Here is an 18,448-nt window from a genome sequence, read left to right as displayed (position 1 = left end):
GAGCAGCTGATGGCACTATTCGGTTTTCCTCACTGGCAGTTGAAATCGACCTCCTCTGATAGCGGCGTGGTCGCGCCGGATGAACGTCTCCCGCTGGCGCAAACCGCGGTGATGGGGGTACAGCATGCGGTGGCGATGTTTGGCGCCACGGTGCTGATGCCCATTTTGATGGGGCTGGATCCTAACCTGTCGATTCTGATGTCGGGCATTGGCACCCTGCTCTTCTTTTTCATCACCGGCGGACGGGTGCCGAGCTATCTCGGCTCCAGCGCTGCCTTTGTCGGGGTGGTGATTGCCGCCACCGGCTTTTCCGGCCAGGGGGTAAACCCGCAGCTGAGCGTGGCGCTGGGCGGGATCATCGCCTGCGGGGCAATCTACACCGCGGTCGGTCTGGTGGTGATGAAGCTGGGCACCCGCTGGATCGAACGCCTGATGCCGCCGGTGGTCACCGGGGCGGTGGTGATGGCGATTGGCCTCAACCTGGCACCCATCGCCGTCAAAGGAGTTTCCGGCTCCGCCTTTGACAGCTGGATGGCGGTGATGACGGTGCTCTGCATCGGCCTGGTGGCGGTGTTTACCCGGGGGATGATCCAGCGGCTGCTGATCCTGGTGGGGCTGATCTTCGCCTGCCTGCTCTACGGTCTGCTGACCAATGTCTTCGGGTTCGGTAAACCGGTCGATTTTGCTCTCGTGCAACAGGCGGCGTGGTTTGGCCTTCCGCAACTCACCTCGCCCACCTTTAACGGCCAGGCGATCATGCTGATTGCCCCGGTGGCGGTGATCCTGGTGGCGGAAAACCTCGGCCATTTGAAAGCGGTGGCCGGCATGACCGGACGCAATATGGACCCCTATATGGGGCGAGCATTTGTGGGAGACGGGCTGGCGACCATGCTGTCGGGTTCGGTGGGCGGCAGCGGCGTGACCACCTATGCCGAGAATATCGGCGTGATGGCGGTCACCAAGGTCTACTCGACGCTGGTGTTCGTGGCGGCAGCGGTGATTGCCGTGCTGCTCGGCTTTTCACCTAAATTCGGTGCCTTGATCCACACCATCCCAGGGCCGGTGATTGGCGGTGCGTCGATTGTGGTGTTTGGCCTGATTGCGGTGGCCGGGGCGCGGATCTGGGTGCAGAACCGTGTCGATCTCAGTCAAAACGGCAACCTGATTATGGTCGCCGTAACGCTTGTGCTGGGTGCGGGGGATTTTGCCCTTTCGCTCGGCGGCTTTACCCTGGGCGGGATCGGCACGGCCACCTTTGGCGCGATTGCCCTTAACGCCCTGCTCAGCCGCCGGATGGCGGGGGTGACGCAGGGCACAGTGGCGGCTCAGGACTGATCCAGCGTGGCGCTGTCGTCCGGCAGCGCCTTCTTTTTTCTTTTCAGCTTCAGCTCACTCACCAGCACGCCCGCGATGATAAAGGCGGCACCCACCAGGGCAAGCAGCGGCAGGCGCTCCCCGGCCAGACGGCCAAAGATCCCCGCCCAGACCGGTTCGCCGGTATAGATAACGGTCGCCCGGGTTGGCGAGACGCTGCGCTGGGCCCAGTTCATGGTCACCTGAATAATGGCGCTGAAAATCCCCAGCCCAAGGGCCACCATCCACAGCCCTGCCGACATCGGCGGAACCGACTCCCCGGCTGGGATCATGGTCAGAAACGCCACCAGCGAGGCGGTCGCCAGCTGCACGACGGTGACACGCTTGACGTCCACCTTTCCAGCCCAGGCGCTGATGAGGATGATCTCGGCGGCAATCGCCACCGCGCCCACCAGGGTGATCATCTCTCCAGGCCCGAGCGCCAGCAGGTTATCTTCCGGCCCTGCCAGCAGGATCAGCCCGATAAAGGCCAGCACAATGCCGATGCAGGACATCATTCCCGGCATACGGCGCAGGCAGAGCCACTGCAGCAGCGGCACCAGCGGGACATACATGGCGGTAATAAACGCCGATTTACTGCTGGGAATAGTCTGTAATCCCCAGGTTTGCAGGCTGTAGCCCATCGCGATCGCCACCCCGATCGCCAGCCCCGCTTTCAGTTCGGTCAGGGTCAGGCCGCGCAGGGTTTTGAGCGAAATGAGCGCCACCGTCAGCGCAGCCGTGGCAAAACGCAGGCCGACAAAGAAGAAAGGGCCGCTCTGCGTGACGGCGTACTGTACGGCAAGAAAGGTCCCACCCCAGAACATGGTGATAAGGATCAGGATCGCTTCCTGCGGTTTGATCGAAAAGGCATAACGGGAGAGAGACATGGGGCACCAGCACAAAGAGTCAATCCGCTAGTGTGGAAGGAATTTGATAACACTTCAATAACAGGCATAAAAAAACCGCCGGGGATCCCGGCGGCGGGGGTGCCAGAGGTCAAAAGACCCCTACTTCAGACGGCTGCAACTTAACTGCTCTTGTTGCCGCCATGGCTATTTTTGCCCCCTTTTTTGCCAGCTTCGGATGCACGTTGAGGGTCGTTTTTAAAGTTACCCCCACTTTGCTGGCCACCTTTACGTCCTGCTTCTGATGCTCTTTCACGGTCTTCTGCAAAATTACCTGACCCACCACGATGGTTTGCCATGTCGGACCTCCAGAGTTAAAAACATAAGATTTAATTCTGCATTCAGTGAAAGCGAATTCTTCCACCTGACGACGCTAAAAAAGAGTCTTTAACTGCGCCGCGTGAACTTAAGCTTAGTGGAGCAGGCGCATTCGGCCAGCGAATCGTAATATCCTGCAATACGATATCAGCCTTTTGTATGAAGCCTGCCGAAACGGAACCATAAGCCTTTCTTATCATTCCAAAAATTTGCCCTAGTGAAAATGTTTCATTTTGCTACGACGAAAGTCTGTCATTCTTTATTGTTTAAAATCAAATAAATGGCGTCCAGATTTGCAGTCTCGCTGTCACGTCATATCTTTAAAAGAGGGCAGCATGCCGCTGACCGTAAAAATCATGCGAGGAGTGAAGCGAAATGACGAAAATTCTGGTGCTCTACTATTCCATGTACGGACACATCGAAACCATGGCTCATGCAGTTGCGGAAGGCGCCAGGAAAATCGAGGGGGTTGAGGTGGTGATCAAACGCGTACCGGAAACCATGCAGGCAGAAGCTTTTGCCAAAGCGGGCGGTAAAGCGCAGGACGCGCCGGTGGCCTCCCCGCAGGAACTGGGCGATTATGACGCAATCATCTTTGGTACCCCAACGCGCTTCGGCAATATGGCCGGCCAGATGCGCACCTTCCTCGACCAGACCGGAGGATTGTGGGCCAAAAATGCGTTACTCGGCAAAGTCGCCAGCGTGTTCAGCTCCACCGGCACTGGTGGTGGACAAGAGCAGACCATCACCTCAACCTGGACCACCCTTGCGCACCACGGGATGGTGATTGTGCCCATCGGCTACGGCACCCCGGAACTGTTTGATCTTTCCCAGCTCCGCGGCGGTACGCCGTATGGCGCAACAACGATTGCCGGGGGCGACGGTTCACGTCAGCCTTCGGAAGCAGAACTGAACATTGCCCGCTATCAGGGTGAATATGTCGCCGGCCTGGCTGCAAAACTGAAAGGTTAACTCTCAACAGGAGGATTACTATGCCAACTCAAGAAGCTAAAGCACATCGCGTCGGGGAATTTGCGCGCTTACGTAATACGTCACCGGAGATCGCTGAGGCGATTTTTGAAGTCGCAAAATATGACGAAAAACTGGCAGAGAAAATCTGGGAAGAAGGTAATGATGAAGTTCTGATGTTAGCCTTCCAAAAAACCGACAAAGACTCGCTGTTCTGGGGCGAGCAGACCATTGAGCGTAAAAACGTCTGATAATCGTGCGGACAAAAAACGCCTGATGGCGCTACGCTTATCAGGCCTACGGGATTCGGAACCAGAGTTGGATTTTGTAGGTCGGGTAAGCGAAGCGCCACCCGACATTTCAGCCCCTCTCCCCTTCAGGGAGAGGGGCTGAACTTACTGCGCCGCGGTATTCAATACCTTATTAAAGCTCTCCACTGGGCAGAATCCGTCTGCATCCACCGGACAGCCATTCAGCTCCAGGGTAACGCGCTGGGCCGGGGCTTCTAATGTCAGCACCTGGGCATTACGCAGCTGCTCGGTACTCTGATAGACATACTCAATTTTCATCAAATCGCGATTGCCGGTTTTGTCGTGCCAGCGCTGGAAGACGATCTTGCCGCCAATCGGCGTGCGCTCGTACTGGCCGTGCAGCTGATAGGGTTTAAAATCCAGCGCCTTCAGCAGGGAGGCGATGTTGGAGTCATGCCCCACCAGCACGGTGATTTTTGGCGCTTTCGCCCGGTCGGTGACCAGTGCGTTATCGATATATTTCACCAGCGGTTTCGCCACGTTACGCGCCACCTCTGCCGAGGTAAAAAGCGAATCCTGATAGCCATTTTTCAGCTGAGAGAGCACCCGCCACTGCTGGTCGGTTTTGATCTCGCCCCACGCCACCTGATCCAGCGGGAAGCCTTCGTAATACTGCAAGGTGAAGGCGTCCACCAGCGAGTTACCTACCTTCAGCGGACCGGATACGCCAGGCTCTTTCTGGTACTCGGCGCTGTAGGTATCTTTCGCGTCCGTCAGGGAACAGACCTGTTTCTCTTTGCAGGACGGAGACTGTTTGTAGTCGGTCATCTGCTCCAGCAGTTTGTAGCTCTCGTCAAGCTGCATCCCCTGGCGTTCTTTGTTCATCGCCTGGAGCGCTTTTTCGCGGAATTCCGGGGAGTTGTCGGTGATCACCGGGTTAAACGTGGGGTCCATAGTGCCCATCTGTTCCTGATGGTGCACCGGCACATCACAGCCCGGGAAGGCGCCGGTAATGAAGAACTGCGCGGTCGCCACCGTGCGTTGCAGGCTGTTGGCATAGGCATAGACGCTGTTCGCTGCCGGACACTCCCCGGCGGTCACCAGCCCCTGCTCTGCCAGCCATTCACGCATGTAGTGCCCCATGTAGACTTCCAGCACCCCACCTTTGGTGGTGAGCTGCCCGCCAGGCACATCCCACTCTGGCCATTTTTCCGGAGTCGACTGCTCCAGCACGCTGCCGTTATTGGCCAGCGGCGCACGCAGGTTATGACGGCTCATGATCAGAATCTGTTCCAGCTGATACCCTTCCGGCGCGGTTTGCGCCTGAACGCCACCAGAGAGCCCGATGCTGCCCGCCACGGCGACAGCGATTAGTGCTTTTCTCATCCCTAATTCCTCACCTGTTTATTGTCGTTAACAGTGTGACAGATCTGTGACGAATTACCTGGAGCCTGCCCGCAAAGTGACGGCTTGCTTTGTACGCGGGAGTAATTGGTTTTATAATTAAACTTACTGCTGATAAGGAGAGACCGTGAAACGTACCCGCCTCGAAGAGAGCCCCTGCCCTGTCGCCCGCTCGCTGGATATTATCGGCGACTGGTGGTCCCTGCTGATTGTGCGTGATGCCCTGAGCGGCATTACACGTTTTGGTGAGTTTCAGAAAAGCCTCGGCATCGCCAAAAACATGCTGGCGACCCGGCTGAAGCTGCTGGTGGACGAAGGCATACTGACGTTGCAACCCGCCTCCGACGGCAGCGCCTGGCAGGAGTATGTGCTGACCACAAAAGGCCGCGAGCTGCAAACCGTGCTGCTGGCGCTCTCCCAGTGGGGAAATGAACACCTGTTCGCCGAGGGGGATACCGGTACGGTGCTGGTGGACGCGCGGGATCGCCAGCCGCTACGCAAGCTCACGATGGTGGCAAGTGATGGGCGGGAGCTGGGGCCAGGTGAAGTGGTGGCGAAGTATCCGCAGGCGAAATAACTGAGTGAAACAACACAAACGCCCGACCAGGACAGTCGTCGGGCGTTGCGGAATAAAACGGGACGTTAAAGACCCAGTTCCGATAACCCTGGATGATCGTCAGGACGACGCCCCAGCGGCCAGTGGAATTTACGTTCGCTTTCCTTGATAGGCATATCGTTGATGCAGGCGAAACGGCGCTGCATCAGGCCATCTTCGCCAAATTCCCAGTTCTCATTTCCGTAAGAGCGGAACCAGTTACCGGAATCATCGCGCCATTCATAAGCGTAACGGACGGCAATGCGGTTGCCGCCAAATGCCCATAATTCTTTAATCAGGCGATACTCAAGTTCTTTTTTCCATTTACGTTCCAGGAAGCCTTTGGCTTCTTCGCGATTATTCGCAAATTCTGCGCGATTACGCCATTTGGTATCCAGAGAATAGGCCAGCGCGACTTTTTCAGCGTCGCGGCTATTCCAGCCATCTTCAGCAAGCCTGACTTTTTCAATTGCTGATTCAAGCGTAAACGGAGGCAGTGGCGGACGAATTTGTGCATCAGACATGGTTAAGACTCCCGTAAATTGGGATAGAGGGTTAATACGCATTTTCGAGAGACAGACATAAACTATTTCCCCTGTTATTTAACGTCCTTTTCATTCATGGCGATTTTGCAATATGCAGTCGCGCAATATCCATTTACCAGAGAGTTCCTGTTGTCCATGCACTCATGGTAGAACGATCATTCTACCTCGTCAAGCGTGTGTCTGTAAAAGGATTAAAAAAATAAAAAATGTCATTATCTATATTTTTATTTTACCGTCCCCTTACAAGCAAGCCGACTAAATCCTTTTATATACAAAAGCATATGATTATAGCACCTTAATTTTATGGCCTTTGCGATACGAAAATCGTACCCGGTCAGAATAGAAAAAAGGCGGCAGGGAATAGCGTCGGGAATAAATATCCGACAAGAGAGGAGATATTTTATGAAATTTTATATCCTGTTCATAGAAACAGAATATAAGTATGAAAGGTATGAGGATGAATTATTTCTGTTTCAGTGTCTGTTTCCCTCTGAGTTCAGGTCTCTTTTACGAGACCTGTTTCAGTAACAATTGAGCAATATCTTTTGCATCATCGGCGGCGCTGTATTCGCCCATGACGCGTGATACGGTTATAGCGCCTTCAATCAATAGCAGCAATTGCCTTGCCAGGGCTGAAGCGTGCTCAATATTCAGTTGCCCGGTCAACTCCAGGGCATAATCCAGTATTTTCTGTTTGTGCAGTCTGGCAATCTGGCGGATGGGATCGGCACTGTCCCCTACTTCCCCGGCGGTATTGATGAATGCACACCCGCGGTATCCTTCCGACTCAAACCAGCCTTTAAGCACGGTGAACATATTCAGGATACGTTCCTGCGGCGTGTCCCCTTTGTCGCACTCGCTTCTGAACCACTCCATCCAGCGGACATCCCGCGCGTTCAGCGCGGCAGCCGCCACTTCGTCTTTGTTCGCGAAATAGCGATAGATGCTTTTCCGGGCCACACCTGAGGTCTTCACCAGAAGGTCCATACCGGTGGCATGGATGCCGTTCTGGTAAATGAGTTCTTCAGCGGACGCGAGGATTTTTTCTCGTGTGTCAGTCGTATTTTTGTTCATAGAGTAATGGTAGAACGATCGTTCTCCTCAGTCAATTCTCTTTTCGTCCAGAATCGCTACGAATTTTTCCTGTTCCGGAATGCCGCTACCTTCATGCGATTGCCGCACGTCGCCATACTGCACCAGCGGCGGCGATGGGATTTACTCAAATCATGAAACAGCAAAATACAGTTATGCGCTTCACATTGCCGCACGTATTCAAACTTATCGTCAGCGATGAGTTTCACCAACGCATCCGCAACAGGCCAGAGCAGGCCTGCGGGGCTGAGCACCTCCGGCCGAACAGTAATCCGGTATCGCTGCGTCTCTTTGTCCCACTGCAGAGTCGTCTCAGGACGCCCCACCTGGAGTACGTGGTTAATCACCGTCAGGTCAGCCGCAACGGACTTCATCGCGGCATGCACGACTGCCCTGGCGGCATCGCGCAGCTGCCGGGCTTCCGCCACGAGCCCATCAGGAGCCTTAGTACCTTTCGGCACAAGCCCCGCTATCACCAGCCAGTCGATGACGCGGGTATCGTCTTCAAAACAGTCGTGCCGTTCATCCCCTGTCCCGTATTCACTGTTAATAAAATCCAGCGCAAGGTTGTCAGCCAGGAAGAGGGGCTGAGAAGAAGGTTGTTTAAATTCCATACCGCTCCGTAACTCATAAAATCATTTTGACAGGTTACCAAATTTACATGTAACCTTCAAATGACCACTTTAAAGGTTACATGAGGCTTATCATGATCTCTTCCACTACGGATTTATCTGCTCCCGCTACGCCGGTGCATTACCGCTATAAACAGGCAGGTGATGTTAACGTTTTCTACCGTGAGGCCGGCGATCCGGCATCGCCTCTATTGCTGATGCTTCACGGCTTCGCGGGCTCATCATTTATGTTTCGGGATCTTTTTGCCCAGCTGGCGGATCGTTATCACTTAATCGCGCCAGATTTGCCGGCCTTCGGTTTTACCGAGGCGCCAGCGCGCGGTGAATATGCTTATACCTTTGACCAGCTCGCGGAAACCATTGACCGGTTTACCGAAGCACTTAATCTCAACCGCTATGCGCTGTTGGTTCATGACTACGGTGCCCCTGTCGGATGGCGGCTGGCATTAGCCCATCCGGAGCGTGTGACAGCGCTTATTTCCCAGAATGGCAATGCCTACGAAGAGGGCCTGGGCGAGGCCTGGGAACCCATTCAGAGATACTGGCGCGAGCCCACGCCTGAAAACCGGCATGCGCTGCGTGAGTTTCCGACCCCGGCTTCAATCAAATGGCAGTATCTGGAAGGTGTTGCCGATCAAAGCCTGGTTTCACCCGATGGCTATTCCCTTGAAGGAATGCAGGTATTACGGCCTGGTAATGCCGAGATTCAGCTTGACCTGTTACTGGATTACGCCTCAAACGTGAAGATGTATCCTCTGTTTCAGCACTATTTTCGTCAGCATCAGCCCCCGTTATTGGCCGTGTGGGGTAAACACGATCCCTTTTTCATGGCGGCGGGCGCTGAAGCCTGGAAACGCGATCTGCCAGACGCGGAAATCCGCTTCTACGACACGGGCCACTTTGCCCTTGAAACGCACGCCAGAGAGATAGGGTCTGATATTCGGGACTTCCTTGACCGCCACATCCGCCAGACGTCTTTACCGATGGGTGATGTAAACGTTGGCTAAAACACTTTCTCTGGAGAACACAACGATGGCTGTTACTGCTGGTGTGCAACATATCGGCTTAGCCGTAGCTAAGCTTGAAGAAAGCGCTGCGTTTTTTACCAATATATTGGGTTGGGAGGAAGTGAAACGACGTGAAGATTATCCCGCCATCTTCGTAAGAGATGATGCGCTGACCATCACGCTATGGAAAACACAAACCGATGAGCCCATTACATTTAATCGTAAAACCAATGTCGGACTTCATCACTTAGCTTTACGGGTCGAAAATAAAGTGGATCTGTTCAGGCTTGTTGACCTATTAAAGGCGAATCAGATTGAAATCGAATTTGAACCCACTTTAATCCGGGAGGGGCCATCAATGCATATGATGTGTTACGAACCGAGCGGCATCAGAATCGAATTCTATTATCCTGGATAGATGGGCATTGCTTGAAGCTTTTGAGGCCGCTCCATCCTGGGCAAATCCCATATGTAACCGGCATTTTGCCCTTCCAGCGTCCAGCGCCTTAGCATCTATTCTTTTATGTCCATCCGAAATAGAGAGCCTTGAAAGGAAAAAACAGGTGCCCGGTTCGCCGGACACCTTGTATCAAGTGTTAAGCCTAATCAACGGTGGAGGGCTTAACCTATGTCCTCACTCGCCACATACGCAACCCGATAATTCTCCTTTCCTGCCTGCGGCGCCCCGACAAAATCCACCTGCAACAGTTGCCAGCGGCTGACATCCCACCCGCAGAGCGGAGCGTTCAGTTCCACTGCCGACAGGTCGCTGTGCGCGGGGATCGTCTCAAGGGCAATCGACAGCCAGGCGGCACTTTTCACCTCTGCCACAGCCGGCAGGCGCAGCGCCAGCCAGGTGTCGATCTGCGGCCAGCCAAAATCCTGTGTCAGCCTGCGAAAGCCGGGGCTCTGTAAAAACTGCGTCATCGCGGCGACACTCTCCCAGACGTAGAGCGGTGCATAGCGGTTTTCCACGCTAAAATCGGCATCGCGTCTGGCAACAAGGAAGGCCTTAAACAGCAGGCCGGGAAAGCCGTTCAGTTTCGCACCATGCTCCGCGATGCGCCGTTCAATAATGGTCATATCGTAGTCGGCTGGCAGCGTGAAGCGATATTGCATAACGATCATAACCCCTCCTCAGACAGCATCTGTCCCCGACTAAAGCTCCACTCTTCGGCGGTATTGAACTGGATCATCACCATCACGTCATCCGGGTGAATAGCCAGCGTCCTGTGCAGCTCTTCACAGAGCCGGCGGCAGAGATTTTGCTTTTGCGCAGCGGTGCGGGGCTTGCCCGCCAGGATGTGAAACTGAATAAACTTGTCGCTGCGCCCGCCGCTTTTATAGTGGCGATCGAATAGATGCCGCGTGGCCGGGATCTCCTCGAAAATCTGGAAGCGGTCCCCCGGCGGAACCGCGAATTCCGCCTCCAGGCTCTGCTGGAGGATGTCGGAGATCCGTGCTATCTGCGCGTCGCTGTACCCCGGACGCAGGGAGATACGTGTAAAGGGCATCGGGTTACTCCTCTTCCAGGCAGCCGAGAGCGGAGACCGCCGCAGGCCAGCCGGCGTAGAACGCCAGATGAGTGAACACTTCGGTAATTTCCTCCCGGGTCAGGCCGTTTTGCTGGGCGAAGTCGATATGCCAGGGCAGTTGCTGCACCCGTCCCAGCGCCGTCAGCGCGCCCAGGGTGATGAGGCTGCGATCGCGCGGGGAGAGCGCGTCGCGTTTCCAGATGTCATTGAACAGCACCTCCTTGCTCAGCTCGGCCAGTTTCGGCGCGACGCGGCTCAGGGTTTCAGAAGTAAGGGATGTGGCCATGATGTTCTCTCCGCATTGACAGTAAGGCGATTCTGGCCCCATAGTTTCATCCTGAAAATCAAATTATATTTTCACCACCATCCCGCATTTCAGGACATTTATGAACAAGCTCCCTCCGACGCTCGACCTCGATGCGCTGCGCAGTTTTGTCACCGGCATTGAATGCGGCAGCTTTGCCCTGGCCGCGACCCATCTCTGCCGCTCCACCTCGGCGGTGAGCGCCCAGCTCAAAAAGCTGGAGCAGCAGTGCGGTGCAGAGCTGGTCATGAAAAAGGGCCGTGGCCTGACGCTGACCCGCAACGGAGAGATCGTCATGAGCTACGCCCGCCGCATGCTGGCGCTGAATGACGAGGTGCAGTTCGCGCTGAAAGGCGAGCTGCTGCAGGCGGAGATCCGCATCGGCATGCAGGAGGATTTTGGAGAGTCGCTAATGCCGGGCATCCTGGGCAAATTCAGACGCCACCATCCGGGGGTGCGGATCGTTGCCAGAGTGGATCGCAACCGGGCACTGCTCAACGCCTTCGATGATCACGCCCTGGATATGGTGCTGCTGTGGCAGAACGAGAGCGAGCCACGCAAGGGACGGTCGATCGGCCAGAGCCAGATGGTGTGGATCCAGCCCCCGGAGATGGAGATCCGTTCCCTGCTTGCCCGAGGCGAGCCCCTGCCGCTGGTGATGTTCGACACCCCCTGCCTGATGCGCGCCCACGCCATCGACTGCCTGAACCGGGCGGGCATTCCCTGGCGGGTGGTCTTTGTCAGCCACAGCCTGAGCGGGATCTGGGCGGCAGTGCAGGCCGGGCTCGGCGTGACGCTGCGGACCCGGATCGGGATGCCTGCCAGCCTGCGGGTGGCGGGAAGCGTCCTGCCCACGCCGGGCAGGCTGGGGATCACCCTCGAACAGCACGGCAGCGAGGCAGAGCCACGGGCGCAGGCCCTGCTGGCGCAACTGATGGAGCAGGCTCTGCTCGGAGTGAAATAAATGGCGGTTCCTCGCCACAGGTTGTCAGTTATGCGCCAGTGCCCTGCCCCGTTCTTCGCCAGGATAAAAAACAGAACATCACCTGGAGAACCCCTATGTTGCGCAACCCTTCGCAAAAGTACGTGGCCTATGCCCCCATTTCGTTACCCGACCGCCAGTGGCCGGATAAGATCCTGACCGACGCCCCGCGCTGGCTTTCAACCGACCTGCGTGACGGCAACCAGGCGCTGGCGGAACCGATGGATATCCCCCGCAAGCTGCGCTTCTGGGAGCAGCTGCTCAAATGCGGCTTCAAGGAGATTGAGGTGGCGTTCCCCTCCGCATCCGAAACGGACTTTCAGTTTGTCCGCCAGCTGATTGAGGAGCAGCGCATCCCGGATGATGTCACCATTCAGGTGCTTACCCAGGCCCGCAGCGATCTGATTGAGCGCACCTTTGTTTCCCTCGATGGGGCAAAACGCGCCACGGTGCATCTCTATAACGCCACCGCGCCGCTGTTCCGCCAACTGGTCTTTCGTCAGAGCCAGGAGGAGATTGTGCAGCTGGCGGTCAGCGCCACGCGGCAGATACGCGCGCTGTGCGAGGCCAACCCGCAGACGCGCTGGACCTATGAGTATTCGCCGGAAACCTTCTGCTTTACCGAACCGGAGTTTGCCCTGCACATCTGCGAGGCGGTGGCGGATGTCTGGGAACCCTCTGCCGAACGGCCGATGATCGTCAACCTGCCTGCCACGGTGGAGGTCAACACCCCAAACGTCTATGCCGATCAGATCGAGTATTTCTGCCGCCACATCTCCCGTCGGAGCGAGGTCTGCATCAGCGTCCATCCCCATAACGATCGCGGCAGCGGCGTTGCCAGCGCCGAGCTCGCCCTGCTGGCGGGTGCCGACCGGGTGGAAGGTTGCCTGTTCGGTAACGGGGAGCGCACCGGGAACGTCTGTCTGGTGACCCTGGCGATGAATCTCTACAGCCAGGGGATCTCGCCGCAGCTCGATTTCAGCGATATGAAGCAGGTGGTGGAACTTGTGGAGCAGTGCAACCAGCTGCCGGTGCATCCCCGCCATCCTTACGCCGGTAAGCTGGCCTTTACCGCCTTCTCTGGCTCACATCAGGACGCCATCAAAAAGGGATTTCACGCCCGGGAACAGTCCGCCTCCCCGCGCTGGGAGATGCCCTATCTCCCGGTTGACCCGGAAGATATCGGCTGTAGCTATGAGGCGGTGATCCGCGTGAACAGCCAGTCCGGGAAAAGCGGCGCGGCGTGGATGCTGGAGCAAAATCATGGCCTGGTGCTGCCCCGGGCCCTACAACAGGATTTTAGCCGCCACGTTCAGGCGCACACCGATCGGGAAGGTACCGAGATGACGCTGAGTGCGTTGTGGCAGCTTTATCGCGAGCTGTACGGGCCACATCAGCACGCCCCGCGACAGCTGCTGGATTACCGCACCGAAAGCCAGGCCGACGGCGGGCTGCTGCTGTGGGCCCGCGTCCAGACCGCCGACGGGATTGTGATCCTGAAGGGGAACGGCAACGGCCTGCTCTCTGCCGCCGCCAGCGCGATAAAAACCTGTTTTCATCTGGCCTTCGCCATTGAGGATTATCACGAGCATACCCTCGGGAGATGCAGCGAAAGCCGCTCGGCGGCCTATATCCGCTGCAGCTTTAAGCAGGGTGCCAGCCGCTGGGGAACGGGCATCGACAACGATGTTTCCCGGGCGTCGCTTCAGGCTTTGCTGAATGCGTTGCCGGAGAGCGCCTCGGGCGGGAAGTAGTCGCTAGGCGCCACGCCGAGCGTGCGGCGGAACATGGCGCTAAAGGCGCTGTGACTCTCATAACCGAGGTCCAGCGCCACCCGCAGCACCGATTGCCCCTGCGCGAGGCGGTTCAGCGCCTCCATCAGCCGCGCCCGGCGCAACCATTCACTGAATGCCAGACCGGTCTGCTGGCGGAAGTGCCGCAGCAGGGTGCGTTCACTGATATTGAGCGTTTTTGCTGCCAGCGCCGTCGTCCATTTTGTTCCCGGCTCGGCCTGGATCTGGCGGCACAGGGCCAGCAGCGCGGGGGCCTGGGGTTCCGGCAGGTTAAACGGCAGTACGCCGATCCCCCTGATTTCATCGAGGATCAGCTCGTAAATGCGCTCCGCCCGGCTGCCCGCGGCGTAGCTTTCCGGCAGTTGCAGCGAGGCGACGATCAGCTCGCGCAGCAGGGTGGAGATTTGCACAACCTGGCAGACCGAGGGTAAATCCGCCCGGGCGAAGGGATCGATAAAGAGCGTCCGGGCCGCCACGTCACCGGTGATCAGCAGCCGATGTTGCGTCCCGGCAGGCAGCCAGACGCCCCGCCCCGGCGGCACAATCCAGACCCCCTGCCCGGTCTCCACCCGCACCACCCCGCTGAGGGTATGCAGAAGCTGGGCGCAGGTATGGCTGTGCCAGGGCTCCGTTTCACCATGGGTGTAATCATGGGCAAAAGGCACCAGCGGGCGGGTGGCAAAGCTGGGTAATGCTGCCAACTTACTGATTTAGTGTATGATGGTGATTTTAAGGTGCTCGCGTGGCTTCCATTTCCATCAGATGTCCTTCCTGCTCCGCTACTGAAGGCGTGGTGCGTAACTCACCGCCATATTCAAGATGAGAGCTCGTACGAAAGTACGGGCTTTTTTCTTTTATATTCTCCGCTGGGGGGATGAGAACCCCCGACCGGGGTTCGACAACTGGCGACAGCCAGTTGGACAGACTGAGAGCGCAGCGAACAGGCTGCCCGCAGGGCGAGCGCAGCGAGTCAATCCCCCCCCTCACCGCCATATTCGAGATGAGAGCTCGTACGAAAGTACGGGCTTTTTTCTTTTATATTCTCCGCTGGGGGGATGAGAACCCCCGACCGGGGTTCGACAACTGGCGACAGCCAGTACATGTCGGGTGGCGTGGCAAGGCTGGGACGGAAGTCACTGTCGTTCTCAAAATCGGTGGAGCTGCATGACAAGGTCATCGGGCATTATCTGAACATAAAACACTATCAGTAAGTTGGAGTCATTACCGCAAAGCTGAACTGCTGTTGGGTTGTCATCGATTATCTATTTTGCGCTATCTGCGCGTTGATAAAGTCAAACACCTCCGCGGCTTCGTTTGCTGAGGCAAATACTCTCTCGGGTATCACCACACAATTATCACTGCGCATATGGATAAAAATAAAACCCCCTTTCCTGTAGCTTTCCTTCACTTTTTCCCAATAGATTTTAACGCTGGCGGTGTTAGTGATATTTTCTATAAAGAAGCGGTTGAGCTTCACTTTCTGTAAAGTCTCCTCGTCTTCCTGCTCAGCCTGCTGCTGCTTTTGCATGACCTTATTCATGACCACATCATAGAGTTTGAACAGCGCCAACGCGACGCCAAACAGCACGAGCAGCGCGATACTGAACATTTTTGTTCTGGCGAGAAAATCACCGTCGGGAGCGGTTTGCAGGCTTAACTGCAACAGGGTGATAAAATTAAATAAGGCCGCCACAGCTAAAACAAAGACCGCAGCCTTATGAATGAGAAAAAGAGAACCGTAAGGTTTGAGGTGTTCTTTTTTATGATCGTTGATGAGCTTGCCAGCGTTAGTACGCTCCAGGGCTGATAATGAATAATCCACAACGATTCTGTTTTTTCTTATCATGCCTCTCCCTCTTATTTAGCGCCTGATTGTTTTTATCCTAACATATTGCCCCATTAGGATGGCCTTTCCCCTCAGCCTATTACCGTCTTACACAGGGTTGCATGATGCCATCCAGCGTACGGAGATCTGTTTTTGCCCCGGCAATGAGCGTGATACTGATCTCTTCTGACCCGCGTACATGGTACATATCTACCTGAGCGATCCGCTGCTGCGCTTTGTTGATATCAAAAAAGTTAGGGGTATCCGCCTCAGGATAAATCACCTCAACGCCATAGCCCTCTGCCGACAAGGCATCGCGCAGACAGTGGTAGCGCCCCACCAGCCCCGGGTGAGAAGAGACCGAATAGACCTGATACACCGTCGCATCACCAAAGGGATGGATAACACTGCACGCCGTCAGGATACCCGCTAACGCTATAAGTCCAATGATTTTCATACTTGTTCCCACTTTTCAGAGGCTCCCGGCTGGAAAGCCCGCCATCAGTGGCAGTGAATTTACCCCTGCAAAAAGCACAAATCAACTTTTTGTTGATAATTAAACATTATGAGTATAATTTAAGACTGCCAGCCCATCCCTCCCCTGCAGAGGCGAAGGTTCGCGTGGCAAATGGTAAACTCGTGGCCCTGACAATGACCCAGACGAAGGAAAAATGATGAAGTCAGAATATGCAGAACAAATTAAGCTGATTTCCGGGCCACTGGAAGCTGCCATGGATGCGCTGGCGGGTACGCTCTCCGCCAATCAGGAAGCCGTTTTACACAATCTCACCACGCCCGAATGCTCGATTGTCAAAATCATTAACGGGCACGTCAGCGGCAGACGTCAAGGCGACCACCTGTTATCTGGCCCCGAGAAAGATAAGGGATTTGCCCTGTTGCTCAGTAAAAATGAGGGCCGTAAATCGTTGACGGTTAAAGATTATAAAACCGTGACCGCCTCGGAGAAGATCCTCAACAGCGCCTCCACCATTTACTACAGCGATGACGGCCATCCGCTGATGGCTTTCTGCATGAATGTCGACACCTCGCCGTATGAACATATTCGCAAAAGTCTCGACATCATCATGGCCACCGCGCCTGCCGAAACGGATGCAGCCGATCTCAACCTGGGTGGCCTTGTTGAGCAATCAATTCAGGAAATCATCGAAAAACATACCGTTACCGGAAAGAAAATTCAGAAAACGCAACGTCTTAAAATCGTTGCGGAGATGCGCGATAAAGGCATTTTTAAAATGAGGGGGGGCGTGCAACATGCGGCCCAGGCGCTGGGTGTGACACGCTATACGGTTTATAACGATCTTGAGGTGATGAATGAAAAATAGCTATCCGCAACGCATTCCTTTTTACCAGGTGGATGCTTTCTCTCAGGGCCCGTTTACGGGTAATCCCGCAGCGGTTTGTCTGCTGGAAGCGTGGCCGGAGGATGCGCTGTTACAGCGTATAGCCAGCGAGAATAATCTCTCCGAAACGGCGTTTGTCGTTAAGCAGGGGCACGATTACGCCCTTCGCTGGTTTACCCCTGCCGTTGAAGTCGACCTTTGCGGTCATGCGACGCTTGCCGCAGCCAGTGTCCTTCTGCGTTGCGAAGAGACGGGTAAGACGGTGCGTTTTTTCACCCGCAGCGGTGAGTTGACCGTTACCTCTGATAACGGAAAATTCACGATGGATTTTCCCCTCGTCACCCCCCGCAGGATTGTGGCCCCGGACGGGCTTTTGTCAGCGCTTGGCATCGTTGCCGGGGCGACTGAAATCTGGCAGGCCTCCGATCTGATCGTGGTCATGGATGACGAAGCGCAACTTGATGGCTTAACGCCAGATTTCACCGCCCTGGCGAAATTCAACACCCGCGGCGTGGTCGTGACGGCGCCTTCTCGTCAGTTTGATTTTCGCTCCCGCTGGTTTGGGCCTCAGGTGGGCGTCAATGAAGATCCCGTTACCGGCTCAGCGCATACCTTTCTGGCACCGCTGTGGAGCGACAAGCTGGCGAAAAAAACGCTCCATGCGCAACAGGGCGGCAGCCGTAAAGGAGAGTTGATCTGCCATATTAACGATACGGGCCGCGTGGCGCTGACGGGCGAGGCCTGTCTGGTCATTGAGGGGGTGTTTATTATTTAAACAGACCTGTTTTACAGTATTCATTTAATTCACCGAGAATAGAATAAGCGGATTAAATTCTGCCCGGCATCCTGTTACCTGAACCAAACACTATTGGTGACTTATAACCAAGGATAATCCAATGACTTTAACCAGATGCGTTACTGCGCTTATTGCTGCCGTATCCATTGAAATCGTCGCGACAACATTATTATCGCTTTCTGACAGTTTTAAAATTATCTCCGTTGGTGTACTGGCCATTATCTGTTATGGCGTAAGCTACTATTTTTTATCTCTCGCCCTGCGGAGGATTCATATAGGTGTGGCTTATGCTATCTGGTCTGCGGTCGGGATCATAAGTATCACCTTTATACAAACCCGTTACTTTGATTTCACCCTGACACAGGATACGTGGATAGGTGTGGGTATGGTTATTATTGGCACATTAATTCTCAATCTTGCTATCAAACAAAAAAGATAACAGTGTGGTTTTAAATGGTGAATATTTTATTTGGCTTTTTCTGGCTTTTTATTTCCGTCTCAATGGAAGTGATTGCCACCTTGATGCTGCCGCAAACCAATACATTCAAAAATACGCTGATAACGGTTCTCTGCCTGATTTGTTACGCGACATCCTTTTTTGCCCTGTCGATGCTAATGGGCTGGATTTCACCGGTTGTCGCCTATGCCGCCTGGTCAGGAACCGGCATTGTGATGATTTCACTCCTGAGCAGCATTTTTTATCAACTGCGCAGCAGCGCCCTGGAAAAGGTGGGGATCGGCTGCATCGTCGCCGGACTCATTGTGATTGCGTTTTAAA

At 55.3% G+C, this 18,448-nt stretch carries 25 protein-coding genes and 1 pseudogene; 14 read left to right on the top strand and 12 right to left on the bottom strand.

All coding sequences use genetic code 11. The annotated features are described in order from the left end of the window. Nucleotides 1-9: 9 nt before the first annotated feature. Nucleotides 10-1,335 carry a pyrimidine utilization transport protein G gene (gene rutG / locus FHC51_RS13660; RefSeq protein ID WP_220435780.1) on the top strand — a complete coding sequence of 442 codons (1,326 nt, stop codon included), beginning with the start codon at nucleotides 10-12 and terminating at the stop codon, nucleotides 1,333-1,335. On the opposite strand, the gene FHC51_RS13655 is transcribed toward rutG, so the two are convergent. Beyond that, a complete protein-coding gene (locus tag FHC51_RS13655; RefSeq protein WP_220435779.1) occupies nucleotides 1,326-2,243 on the bottom strand; it encodes a DMT family transporter in 918 nt (305 codons plus the stop codon). The two genes, rutG and FHC51_RS13655, sit on opposite strands and share 10 nt — an antisense overlap. Nucleotides 2,244-2,383: 140 nt before the next feature. Further along, a complete protein-coding gene (locus FHC51_RS13650) occupies nucleotides 2,384-2,560 on the bottom strand; it encodes a general stress protein (protein ID WP_032617468.1) in 177 nt (58 codons plus the stop codon). 394 nt (nucleotides 2,561-2,954) lie between these two features. Between FHC51_RS13650 and wrbA the strand changes: the two genes are divergently transcribed. Together wrbA and FHC51_RS13640 are read left to right on the top strand one after the other, a co-directional pair. Then, nucleotides 2,955-3,551, top strand: a complete 597-nt coding sequence (gene wrbA, locus FHC51_RS13645) for an NAD(P)H:quinone oxidoreductase (RefSeq protein ID WP_103823653.1) — start codon at nucleotides 2,955-2,957, stop codon at nucleotides 3,549-3,551. A 20-nt stretch (nucleotides 3,552-3,571) separates the two neighbouring features. Next, nucleotides 3,572-3,799: a YccJ family protein gene (locus tag FHC51_RS13640; protein WP_103179015.1), complete on the top strand. Its 228-nt coding sequence runs from the start codon at nucleotides 3,572-3,574 to the stop codon at nucleotides 3,797-3,799. Nucleotides 3,800-3,943: 144 nt separating this feature from the next. On the opposite strand, the gene agp is transcribed toward FHC51_RS13640, so the two are convergent. After that, nucleotides 3,944-5,185, bottom strand: coding sequence for a bifunctional glucose-1-phosphatase/inositol phosphatase (agp, locus tag FHC51_RS13635; RefSeq protein WP_220435778.1), 1,242 nt, complete (start codon nucleotides 5,183-5,185; stop codon nucleotides 3,944-3,946). Between the two features lie 145 nt (nucleotides 5,186-5,330). Here agp and FHC51_RS13630 point away from each other — a divergent pair, with 145 nt between their 5' ends. After that, nucleotides 5,331-5,780, top strand: coding sequence for a helix-turn-helix domain-containing protein (locus FHC51_RS13630; protein WP_103823651.1), 450 nt, complete (start codon nucleotides 5,331-5,333; stop codon nucleotides 5,778-5,780). Nucleotides 5,781-5,845: 65 nt separating this feature from the next. On the opposite strand, the gene FHC51_RS13625 is transcribed toward FHC51_RS13630, so the two are convergent. The 3 genes from FHC51_RS13625 to FHC51_RS13615 all read right to left on the bottom strand — a co-directional run bounded on the left by FHC51_RS13625 (nucleotide 5,846) and on the right by FHC51_RS13615 (nucleotide 8,049). Beyond that, nucleotides 5,846-6,322 (bottom strand): DUF1348 family protein, encoded by a 477-nt coding sequence (locus FHC51_RS13625; protein ID WP_103179012.1) that lies wholly within the window; start codon nucleotides 6,320-6,322, stop codon nucleotides 5,846-5,848. Nucleotides 6,323-6,850: 528 nt separating this feature from the next. Beyond that, nucleotides 6,851-7,417: a TetR/AcrR family transcriptional regulator gene (locus tag FHC51_RS13620; protein ID WP_103179011.1), complete on the bottom strand. Its 567-nt coding sequence runs from the start codon at nucleotides 7,415-7,417 to the stop codon at nucleotides 6,851-6,853. A 56-nt stretch (nucleotides 7,418-7,473) separates the two neighbouring features. Further along, the gene (locus tag FHC51_RS13615; protein ID WP_220435777.1) at nucleotides 7,474-8,049 is read right to left on the bottom strand and encodes an ABATE domain-containing protein; all 576 of its coding nucleotides are present in this window, start codon (nucleotides 8,047-8,049) and stop codon (nucleotides 7,474-7,476) included. Nucleotides 8,050-8,141: 92 nt separating this feature from the next. Here FHC51_RS13615 and FHC51_RS13610 point away from each other — a divergent pair, with 92 nt between their 5' ends. Together FHC51_RS13610 and FHC51_RS13605 are read left to right on the top strand one after the other, a co-directional pair. Continuing rightward, nucleotides 8,142-9,074: an alpha/beta fold hydrolase gene (locus FHC51_RS13610; protein WP_220435776.1), complete on the top strand. Its 933-nt coding sequence runs from the start codon at nucleotides 8,142-8,144 to the stop codon at nucleotides 9,072-9,074. Between the two features lie 25 nt (nucleotides 9,075-9,099). Then, nucleotides 9,100-9,492 carry a VOC family protein gene (locus tag FHC51_RS13605; RefSeq protein ID WP_220435775.1) on the top strand — a complete coding sequence of 131 codons (393 nt, stop codon included), beginning with the start codon at nucleotides 9,100-9,102 and terminating at the stop codon, nucleotides 9,490-9,492. Nucleotides 9,493-9,695: 203 nt separating this feature from the next. Here the strand turns inward: FHC51_RS13605 and FHC51_RS13600 are convergent, their stop codons facing one another. Genes FHC51_RS13600 through FHC51_RS13590 form a run of 3 tightly spaced genes read right to left on the bottom strand, consistent with a single transcriptional unit; the run spans nucleotide 9,696 to nucleotide 10,895 of the window. Then, on the bottom strand, nucleotides 9,696-10,202 hold the full coding sequence (locus tag FHC51_RS13600) for a DUF4865 family protein (RefSeq protein ID WP_220435774.1): 507 nt from the start codon (nucleotides 10,200-10,202) through the stop codon (nucleotides 9,696-9,698). Further along, on the bottom strand, nucleotides 10,199-10,588 hold the full coding sequence (locus tag FHC51_RS13595; protein WP_220435773.1) for a tautomerase family protein: 390 nt from the start codon (nucleotides 10,586-10,588) through the stop codon (nucleotides 10,199-10,201). The genes FHC51_RS13600 and FHC51_RS13595 overlap by 4 nt, the downstream gene beginning before the upstream one ends. Before the next feature lie 4 nt (nucleotides 10,589-10,592). Then, the gene (locus FHC51_RS13590; RefSeq protein ID WP_103179005.1) at nucleotides 10,593-10,895 is read right to left on the bottom strand and encodes a carboxymuconolactone decarboxylase family protein; all 303 of its coding nucleotides are present in this window, start codon (nucleotides 10,893-10,895) and stop codon (nucleotides 10,593-10,595) included. 100 nt (nucleotides 10,896-10,995) lie between these two features. Here FHC51_RS13590 and FHC51_RS13585 point away from each other — a divergent pair, with 100 nt between their 5' ends. Next, nucleotides 10,996-11,877 carry a LysR substrate-binding domain-containing protein gene (locus FHC51_RS13585; RefSeq protein ID WP_220435772.1) on the top strand — a complete coding sequence of 294 codons (882 nt, stop codon included), beginning with the start codon at nucleotides 10,996-10,998 and terminating at the stop codon, nucleotides 11,875-11,877. A 95-nt stretch (nucleotides 11,878-11,972) separates the two neighbouring features. After that, nucleotides 11,973-13,649 carry a 2-isopropylmalate synthase gene (leuA, locus tag FHC51_RS13580; protein WP_220435771.1) on the top strand — a complete coding sequence of 559 codons (1,677 nt, stop codon included), beginning with the start codon at nucleotides 11,973-11,975 and terminating at the stop codon, nucleotides 13,647-13,649. Here the strand turns inward: leuA and FHC51_RS13575 are convergent. Further along, nucleotides 13,601-14,389 (bottom strand): helix-turn-helix domain-containing protein, encoded by a 789-nt coding sequence (locus tag FHC51_RS13575; protein ID WP_220435770.1) that lies wholly within the window; start codon nucleotides 14,387-14,389, stop codon nucleotides 13,601-13,603. The two genes, leuA and FHC51_RS13575, sit on opposite strands and share 49 nt — an antisense overlap. 41 nt (nucleotides 14,390-14,430) lie before the next feature. Here FHC51_RS13575 and FHC51_RS23260 point away from each other — a divergent pair, with 41 nt between their 5' ends. Together FHC51_RS23260 and FHC51_RS13565 are read left to right on the top strand one after the other, a co-directional pair. Further along, nucleotides 14,431-14,511 carry an IS1 family transposase gene (locus tag FHC51_RS23260; protein ID WP_220436693.1) on the top strand — a complete coding sequence of 27 codons (81 nt, stop codon included), beginning with the start codon at nucleotides 14,431-14,433 and terminating at the stop codon, nucleotides 14,509-14,511. Nucleotides 14,512-14,800: 289 nt separating this feature from the next. Then, nucleotides 14,801-14,899 (top strand): annotated as a pseudogene (locus tag FHC51_RS13565) (IS1 family transposase); the annotation flags it as partial. 47 nt (nucleotides 14,900-14,946) lie between these two features. Here the strand turns inward: FHC51_RS13565 and FHC51_RS13560 are convergent. Continuing rightward, nucleotides 14,947-15,534 (bottom strand): YcxB family protein, encoded by a 588-nt coding sequence (locus FHC51_RS13560; protein WP_255584853.1) that lies wholly within the window; start codon nucleotides 15,532-15,534, stop codon nucleotides 14,947-14,949. Nucleotides 15,535-15,613: 79 nt separating this feature from the next. Then, a complete protein-coding gene (locus tag FHC51_RS13555; protein ID WP_103823640.1) occupies nucleotides 15,614-15,970 on the bottom strand; it encodes a hypothetical protein in 357 nt (118 codons plus the stop codon). A 217-nt stretch (nucleotides 15,971-16,187) separates the two neighbouring features. Here FHC51_RS13555 and FHC51_RS13550 point away from each other — a divergent pair, with 217 nt between their 5' ends. The 4 genes from FHC51_RS13550 (at nucleotide 16,188) to FHC51_RS13535 (ending at nucleotide 18,447) form a co-directional block, all read left to right on the top strand. Further along, on the top strand, nucleotides 16,188-16,856 hold the full coding sequence (locus tag FHC51_RS13550) for a transcriptional regulator (RefSeq protein ID WP_156240153.1): 669 nt from the start codon (nucleotides 16,188-16,190) through the stop codon (nucleotides 16,854-16,856). Next, nucleotides 16,846-17,649, top strand: coding sequence for a PhzF family phenazine biosynthesis protein (locus FHC51_RS13545; RefSeq protein ID WP_220435769.1), 804 nt, complete (start codon nucleotides 16,846-16,848; stop codon nucleotides 17,647-17,649). Before FHC51_RS13550 ends, FHC51_RS13545 begins: the two co-directional genes overlap by 11 nt. A 121-nt stretch (nucleotides 17,650-17,770) precedes the next feature. After that, nucleotides 17,771-18,109 (top strand): multidrug efflux SMR transporter, encoded by a 339-nt coding sequence (locus tag FHC51_RS13540; RefSeq protein WP_220435768.1) that lies wholly within the window; start codon nucleotides 17,771-17,773, stop codon nucleotides 18,107-18,109. Nucleotides 18,110-18,123: 14 nt separating this feature from the next. After that, nucleotides 18,124-18,447: a multidrug efflux SMR transporter gene (locus FHC51_RS13535; protein ID WP_114315392.1), complete on the top strand. Its 324-nt coding sequence runs from the start codon at nucleotides 18,124-18,126 to the stop codon at nucleotides 18,445-18,447. The last annotated feature ends 1 nt before the right edge of the window (nucleotide 18,448 follow it).

The organism is Leclercia sp. EC_58 (assembly GCF_019584355.1).
Classification (GTDB): domain Bacteria; phylum Pseudomonadota; class Gammaproteobacteria; order Enterobacterales; family Enterobacteriaceae; genus Enterobacter.
The sequence above is the reverse complement of the archived record's forward strand: the minus strand, read 5'-3'. Positions and strand labels throughout refer to the sequence as shown.